Annotated in this window: 13 protein-coding genes; 8 read left to right on the top strand and 5 right to left on the bottom strand. The window is 52.6% G+C overall.

The genetic code is table 11. From position 1 onward, the window contains the following. The 5 genes from AC2FC2_RS26550 to AC2FC2_RS26530 all read right to left on the bottom strand — a co-directional run. Positions 1–182 (bottom strand): helix-turn-helix domain-containing protein (locus AC2FC2_RS26550; RefSeq protein WP_490660170.1); only part of this gene is annotated, 182 nt, incomplete at its 3' end. Beyond that, the gene (locus AC2FC2_RS26545) at positions 179–355 is read right to left on the bottom strand and encodes a DUF4222 domain-containing protein (RefSeq protein ID WP_084797444.1); all 177 of its coding nucleotides are present in this window, start codon (positions 353–355) and stop codon (positions 179–181) included. The genes AC2FC2_RS26545 and AC2FC2_RS26550, both read right to left, overlap by 4 nt. Positions 356–357: 2 nt before the next feature. Beyond that, positions 358–1,008 (bottom strand): phage antirepressor KilAC domain-containing protein, encoded by a 651-nt coding sequence (locus AC2FC2_RS26540; RefSeq protein ID WP_490660169.1) that lies wholly within the window; start codon positions 1,006–1,008, stop codon positions 358–360. A 343-nt stretch (positions 1,009–1,351) separates the two neighbouring features. Then, a complete protein-coding gene (locus tag AC2FC2_RS26535; protein ID WP_234530822.1) occupies positions 1,352–1,666 on the bottom strand; it encodes a hypothetical protein in 315 nt (104 codons plus the stop codon). 17 nt (positions 1,667–1,683) lie between these two features. Then, positions 1,684–1,932: a helix-turn-helix domain-containing protein gene (locus AC2FC2_RS26530; RefSeq protein WP_234531019.1), complete on the bottom strand. Its 249-nt coding sequence runs from the start codon at positions 1,930–1,932 to the stop codon at positions 1,684–1,686. A 98-nt stretch (positions 1,933–2,030) separates the two neighbouring features. Between AC2FC2_RS26530 and AC2FC2_RS26525 the strand changes: the two genes are divergently transcribed. The 8 genes from AC2FC2_RS26525 to AC2FC2_RS26490 form a co-directional block, all read left to right on the top strand. After that, a complete protein-coding gene (locus AC2FC2_RS26525) occupies positions 2,031–2,771 on the top strand; it encodes an XRE family transcriptional regulator (protein WP_234531018.1) in 741 nt (246 codons plus the stop codon). A gap of 600 nt (positions 2,772–3,371) precedes the next feature. After that, positions 3,372–3,533, top strand: coding sequence for a hypothetical protein (locus AC2FC2_RS26520; RefSeq protein WP_490660168.1), 162 nt, complete (start codon positions 3,372–3,374; stop codon positions 3,531–3,533). A gap of 19 nt (positions 3,534–3,552) precedes the next feature. Beyond that, positions 3,553–3,735, top strand: a complete 183-nt coding sequence (locus AC2FC2_RS26515) for a hypothetical protein (protein ID WP_490660167.1) — start codon at positions 3,553–3,555, stop codon at positions 3,733–3,735. Positions 3,736–4,139: 404 nt separating this feature from the next. Then, positions 4,140–4,352: a hypothetical protein gene (locus AC2FC2_RS26510; RefSeq protein WP_490660166.1), complete on the top strand. Its 213-nt coding sequence runs from the start codon at positions 4,140–4,142 to the stop codon at positions 4,350–4,352. 138 nt (positions 4,353–4,490) lie between these two features. Continuing rightward, positions 4,491–5,333, top strand: a complete 843-nt coding sequence (locus AC2FC2_RS26505) for a ParB/RepB/Spo0J family partition protein (protein WP_490660165.1) — start codon at positions 4,491–4,493, stop codon at positions 5,331–5,333. Then, positions 5,317–5,814: a hypothetical protein gene (locus tag AC2FC2_RS26500; RefSeq protein ID WP_490660164.1), complete on the top strand. Its 498-nt coding sequence runs from the start codon at positions 5,317–5,319 to the stop codon at positions 5,812–5,814. The genes AC2FC2_RS26505 and AC2FC2_RS26500 overlap by 17 nt, the downstream gene beginning before the upstream one ends. Then, a complete protein-coding gene (locus tag AC2FC2_RS26495; protein WP_490660163.1) occupies positions 5,811–6,524 on the top strand; it encodes an ASCH domain-containing protein in 714 nt (237 codons plus the stop codon). Before AC2FC2_RS26500 ends, AC2FC2_RS26495 begins: the two co-directional genes overlap by 4 nt. Continuing rightward, the coding region (locus AC2FC2_RS26490) for a class I SAM-dependent methyltransferase (RefSeq protein WP_490660162.1) at positions 6,511–7,019 on the top strand (509 nt) is incomplete at its 3' end. The genes AC2FC2_RS26495 and AC2FC2_RS26490, both read left to right, overlap by 14 nt.

Genomic DNA, 7,019 nt, shown 5'->3' with positions numbered 1-7,019 from the left:
AACGCCTCAATGTGCGCCCTCACAGCGCTTTTGCTGCACTCGCAGTGGTCAGCGACATGCTGATAGGAAGGCCAGCACTCGCCCTTGTCGTTAGCGTTGTCGGCTATCTTGATCAGCACCAGCTTGCGCAGTGGGTTACCCACTTTGATGCTCATAGCCTGCGCCATCAGGTTCATGCTCATACTTCGACTCGCTTAAATTTCTCTTTAAATCGCTCAAGTGGCTGCATGCATTCATACGGGTAGCCCTCTCGCATAAAAATCACCTGTTGCTCAGCCCGATCCCAGCGAATGACGGTCACGCGCTTACCGTGGTCATCAAGGTATTTCCGGTTTAATGGGACGGATTGGCTCATGGTTAACTCGCCATCAGTTCGGATGCGTAGCGCTCAGCGATCCACTGAATACCGCGTGGCGTTACCCTGGTCTGCGTAAAGGCGTGACCAGACTGCTCGGCGGTGCCGGTTTTGACGGTGAAGTTTCCTGAGTGATGATGGCTGGCATACGGCAACAGATTCCCAGACTGACGGAACAGAACCTTGTCGCGGATAAGAGCGTCGATCATCGCCTTTTCCGGCATGTTCAAAACCTTCGCGGTAGCACGGAGGCTTTTGGAACCGGCTGTTTCAATATATTGATTAACAAAAGCCACTTTTGGTGCATCAGCCTGAACCTTCTGCTCCAACTGCGCTTTTTGCTCTGCAATGTCAGCAGCCAACCGCAAAGCTTCTGGGAGGGTCTGCGGCAATGCCGGATACTGCGTACTTTCTAATTCATGCAGTCGCTTAATGACTTTCATGCGCAGGCTCGCGCTGTAACCAGTTACCAAACATTCGGTGTGCTCCCTATCGAGAGCATATTCCCGGTAATGCTGGCCGTTCTGGGGGTGTACCCAAAGCTGGATATACCCCTCAGCGATTTCGCCAAGCTGCTCAAACATGGCTTCAATATCGCGCATGACGTGACCGTGCTGTTTGCCAGTAAGCTCGGCAATTTCACGGCTGCTCATTTTCAGGCTGTTGCCACAGATCGCTACGTTTGCCATAATGAATTCGCCTCTTAGAATTAGTTCTTAGAAAAGTGATGGCCGCGCAGCTGCAACTGCTCGGCTTTTTGCTTTCCTACCCGCCTTCTCTGGCTTTTCTTCCTTCGTACAACTCGCAAGCGCAAACTGCCTGGCACGGGTGAGACAGTCGTCGAATGCCATCCCCTTGCGGCTCGCCTGCGACATACGGCGATAGTGATCAGATCCATGATTTGCCCCCCCTGAGCGACTGCCTCGCTGAACCCTTCAGCCACCAGCTGCCGCTTGATGTTGTCGTAAACAAAAGTGTCCCAGGCCATAAAGCCCCCTATTCCGTTTTTGGTTCCCGGATGCCTTCCAGCATTGAGATCAGCTTTTTTGCCACCTCTCCGGTAAGCACCACGTTTTGCTCGCACCCTGCTGGAGTAACGCAGCCTGCTGGCAGGCCAAGCTGGGAAATCAAGCGGCAGGCCAAACCCACCAGCCTTACCTTCTCCCGGCTCAGCCCTGATGGATGAATACCCATATCGAGTGCCAGCGGCTTGTTACCGCGCAAAATTGCCTCTTTGTGAAAGAAGCTCTCCAGCAACTCAGGTTTGCAGTTGATACGTACTGAATTGCGACTTGTTGCGATTGATTCCATTTACAATTTCCGTTGTCTTACAGTGATGGTTGAACAATTTGCGGCTGGTTATCACCAGCACGCTCATAGCGTTTTGGGTAAAGAATCTGAAGCTCAGTGATTTCACCGTGGTAAAACCGGGATAGCCTTTCTGCTAACTCGGGCGAGGCCGTATGAACCCCTCGTTCCACTCGGCTGAGGTATCCAGGGTCACAACTGACCGCATTGGCTACATCAGTGATCTTGAGTTCTTTCTTTACACGCATATTCCTAAGTGGTGTTTGCATAGCGGCCCCTTTTAATTGCGCTACACGCATATTAATGCGCATTTTAAATTTGCGCAAGACGCTTTGCGTGCGACGCACATAAGTGAAAAAATCGCGACATGGAAACCGAAAAGAAGCTACCTAAAGAAATCGACCCTACTGTAGGTCGTAATATCCGGCACCTTCGCGTTAAGAAGGGGCTAAACATTGCTGACCTCGCGAATGCTGTTGATAGCGATGTCGGGAACATTTCACGCCTTGAACGGGCTAAGCAGGGTTACAGCGATGAGATGATTAGAAAGATTGCTGATTTCTTTGAGTGCCCTGTCAGCGACCTATTTAAGCCCGATCTACCTTTTGAAAACTTATCTGCAGATTCAGACGCTCAACCGACCAGGCTTAAAGCCAAGGTGTGGGAAGACGGTTCGCAAGACAGCGAGGAGTTTGTGGAAATACCACTGATCGACGTTCAATTTTCCGCAGGAAGCGGTAGTGTTGAAATCATTGAAAAAGAAGAGTTTGCGCTAATTTTTAGGCGATATTACCTCCATAAACTAGGCGTATCCATTGCTGCAGCCAAGCTCGTCCGTGTCATCGGCAACAGTATGGAACCCCGCCTATCTGATGGGGATGTTGTTGGTATTAATACAGATGACACCAGAATCAGAGATGGAAAAGCTTACGGGATCCGTCATGGCGACCTTCTTCGCGTTAAATACCTAATAGAACAACCAGATGGCGGCGTTGTTATCCGTTCTATGAACCGAGAAGAGTTTAAAGACGAGAACCTTACTTATCAACAAAGAAGAGAGCAACTTGTTGTTCTTGGAAGGGTTTTCTGGTCATCCTCCACTTGGTAAACCAACCTATCTAATCAAACCGGCTTAGGCCGGTTTTTTTGTGCCCAAAAATCCCCCGCATAAAACCACGCAAAATTATTTAACTAAACAATTCAAGAATATGCGCATAACTGCAAATATTTATCGTTTAATGCGCTTGACGCATTTGCGTCATACGCATAAATTACATCCATCGACAGCAACAACGTCACCCCAGAACACCGGGTTCGCTCTTTAACAATTCAGAAAGTCGGATGAACTACCGGACTCACTGGTAATTCTGGCGCACAACGAAGACCAGCCGCGATCCGGCTGTGACGGTGACCAGGTGCTGATGTGTTGGGTATGAAACGCTGGGAGCCTAGCCCATTGGAATAGGCGAACAACAGGAGGGCAGGATCATGTAGTGAATAAACGGGACGACCGCAGATACCGGCCAACTGCATCAGCAGTAAGGGGCCAAGTTCCCCCGGCGACGGAGTGAGGGAAAGGTGGCGATAAGCATCACGCAGTTCAGATTGGCGACCTGTTAACGCATCAATCAGCCTAAAAATGAAGAGTGGATTTACCCTGCCGCTGCCAGTACGGGCGGCAGGCATAAGACCACTGAGGGGTAACACGATGAAAGCGATAAACGAGCACGTTGGCTGGGGCGTAGATGGTCATGGCATGAAGGTTTTGTTTTGCAACAAATGCCGTGACGTTTTCTACCGCACTCCAAGCGCGGGTAAAGCAATTCAGGCTCAGCGCATCTTCAGCAAAAAGCACCAGTGTGCCGTCTAACACAGCAGAGGGTTACACGATGAAGGTGAGAATCACAACGACCGGCGGCGCTATTCGCGAAGCAGATTTGGCAAGCGTCGAGTTTTTGCCGAAACACTACGGCGCAATGCAGGGTTGGTGGTGGTGCCCGGAGAAAGGTTACGTGATGCAGCTAGCCTTGCGCTACATCCACATTGACAGCGTCGAATATATCAACGCCTAACACCCACCGCGCCCTACAGGGCGCACCGAGGAAACCATGAGCTTAAACGGATGGAAGGCGCTGACATACAGCGTCGTTATCGGCCTGTTTCTATGGGCCACTACCATTGCAGGCTGCGTCTACATCGCCGGGTAATACCGGCGCACAACGCGGAGAGCATTAAATCAGTGTTTTCCCCGTTGTGGCTATCCGGTGATAGGTGGGCTTCCTCCCCACCACAGGTTCAACTCCTGACACCACAACACTCCGCCTCACTTCCAGTTTGCCCCGCTAGCCGGGGCTCTTTTTTACATCAATAAAGGCCACTGCCCTGCTCCAGAGTGCTGGAACCGTAGGGAAACCGAGCGCGTGCATCAACTCAGGCAGTGCCTTTATCCATGTAATTTTCTTTGAGAGGACATGTTATGCAAACCACCACAAAATGCTGTGAGCACTACGGTAAAACGCGCGACGTTGAGAAAAAGGGAGTAAGCATTCAGCGCTACGAAGACGGCAGATATAAGCCCGTTAGGATCCTCGTCTGCGCCGACACCTGCGCCAGCTACTACACCATTCGCAGCGAAATAAAAACATTGCGCCGCCGCCTGCACACAATGCAGCGGAGGCCGGCATGGTAAGTCCAGGCAGAAACTGTCAGTTCAGAACCGCCCAGTTTGCAGCACGGGCAGCCAAATCACTTAAAAGCCCGTCGTTGTGGTATCTGGCGATGGTTCGACTGAGACACTCACTTGATGGACATAGTGCCGGAGTAACCAATGGCAAACTCATTTAAGCAGATGAAGAACAACGGCACGCTCAAGCGCACCGACTCGGGCATGTTCATCAGGCTGGACGATATTCACGTTCAGGATGGCTTCAATAAGCGCGTAGATGATGAGCGCACTCAGGCGGCAGACGATGATTTATTTAATCACCTCTCGCACGGTAAGCCGGTTCCGCCACTGGAAGTTAGACCCCGCGATGATGGTGGTGTGTGGATTGTAGAGGGACACCGACGCCACCGCGCCTATTCACGCTGTCGTGACACTGGTAAGCCCGTCGAGTGGATAGCCATTCTTCCTTTCACTGGCAGTGATGTCGAGCGCATAGCCCGCATCATGAACAGCAACAGCCAGTTAGCCCTCACCCCATACGAGCAATCGCAGGTAGTAAGGGAGCTGGCAGGTTTTAATCTGTCGCCGGACGAGATTGCCGCCCTGGTCGGCAAGAGTCGCTCAACGGTCGATAAGTTACTGGCATTCAGCCAGGCCAATCATGACGTCCAAACGCTTGTTAGAGAGGGTTCTGTTGCCGTTGACGCCGCTGTAGACCGTGTGAAAGAGCACGGCGAAGCAGCGGGAAAAGTGCTTGCCGGTGACGTCGCAAAGGCAAAGAAAGCAGGCAAGAAGAAGGTCACCAAGTCCTTTATCACTCCCCTATTCAGCGCCACCCGCGCACGCAGATTATGCGAGCTGCTCTATGACGCCTCGCCAATGCTCCGCGAAGAGGGCGACGTTCTACTTCTCACGCCGGGAACCAGAGAGGAAATAAACAAAATCCTCAACGAGTACCGGCAACAGAACCCAGCCCAGGAGGCCATCGATGATCAAGCGATTTAACCCTGACTTTTCGCTGAGCATTTCCCATGAACTCGCTTACATGCGTGAAACCCCGGAGGGCGGCTACGTGGCACACGGCGACTATGCAACGTTGTTTTCTGAACTGGAATCGGTAAAGGCTGATCGCGATGCGCAGCAGAAACGAGCCGATGCGCTGGCTGTGGAGAATGCGGCGCTGAAGAAGTCATTAATTGCAATTTCACTGGCTGAACCAATCGACGGCGAAACCATCGTGTGTGATTTCGATACGCTGGTTTCAATCGCCGCCGGTGCGCTAACCACCCCAGTCACTGACGCCGCCCTTGCCGCTATCGAAGCGCGGGGAGCAGTTGCAGTCATTGAAAACCTCATAAGCAGAAAGGAACGAGCGCTCGCTGAAATGCATCCAGACACCCATGCATATGGCGCTACTCAGGAAGCAGTCCAAAACCAGATTTATGACCTGGAATTGTTCGCCACCGAGCTGCGGGAGGCCAAATGAAAGAGCGCCCAGTGATTTTCAACGGTGAGATGGTTCGCACCATTCTCGACGGCCGCAAGACGCAGACGCGGCGTGTTATCGCCAATGTAGGTGCTGATAATTGCATTCCGCTGCAAAAGCAAACCAAAACCAAAGACGGGATTTATACGCACGTCATGGATGCGCCCATGTATGGGTTGTGCCCATTCGGCCAGGTAGGCGATCGGCTGTGGGTGCGGGAGACGTGGGGCGTTGTCAGCCACGACTTTGACGAGAGCGAGCAGATTATTGATTGGGTGCCAGATCGACCAGCAACGGCCATTCATGAAATGCCTTTCGGCAATGGTTACTACTCAGGTCACGCCATTTATGCCGCAGACGGTGAATTTACCTGGGGTGATGACGACGGACACGGCGAGCGGTCTTGCTGGAAACCGTCAATTCACATGCCCCATGCAGCCTGCCGCATCCTGCTGGAAATCACCGCTGTGCGTGTTGAGCGGCTGAACAATATCAGCGAAGAGGACGCCAGGGCTGAAGGTATTAGTGACGGTGGCTGCCTCAATTGCGGCGAGCCGGAGCCATGTGGATGCGCCAATCCACAACCAGATGCAACAGACGCCTTTGCCTACCTCTGGCAGTCAATCTACGGCGTCGAAAACTGGCTGACCAATCCCTGGGTATGGGTGATCGAGTTTAAGCGTGTGGGAGGTAGTGATGCCAGCAAATGAACTGAGCCTCGACGGCAAAAGCATTCTCGACATGTGCTGCGGCTCCCGCATGTTCTGGTTCGATAAGCAGGATGAACGGGCCGTATTCAACGATAAGCGCAGCGAGAGCCTCACACTTTGCGACGGTCGGAAGCTGGTGATATCCCCAGACCTGATCGCCGATTTCACCGCGTTACCGTTTGCCGATTGCACCTTCCCGGTTGTCGTGTTCGATCCGCCCCATCTGGAGCGCGTCGGGCCAAATGGCTGGCAGGGTAAGAAATACGGGAAGCTTGACCGTGAAACATGGCGCGATGAACTGCGCGCAGGATTCGCTGAGGCTTTCCGCGTGTTGCGGCCACACGGCGTTCTGATCTTCAAATGGAACGAAACCCAGATACCGGTTAGCCAGATCATCGCCCTCACAGATGAGAAACCGGCTATCTGGCAGCGCACCGGCAAGAGCGATAAAACGCACTGGATCATCTTCGTGAAGGGGGCTGAAGCCCAGGAGAA

The sequence above is a fragment of the Serratia sp. CoH_122_TC_1 genome, from assembly GCF_058191755.1.
This window is presented reverse-complemented; position numbering and strand designations above follow the sequence as displayed.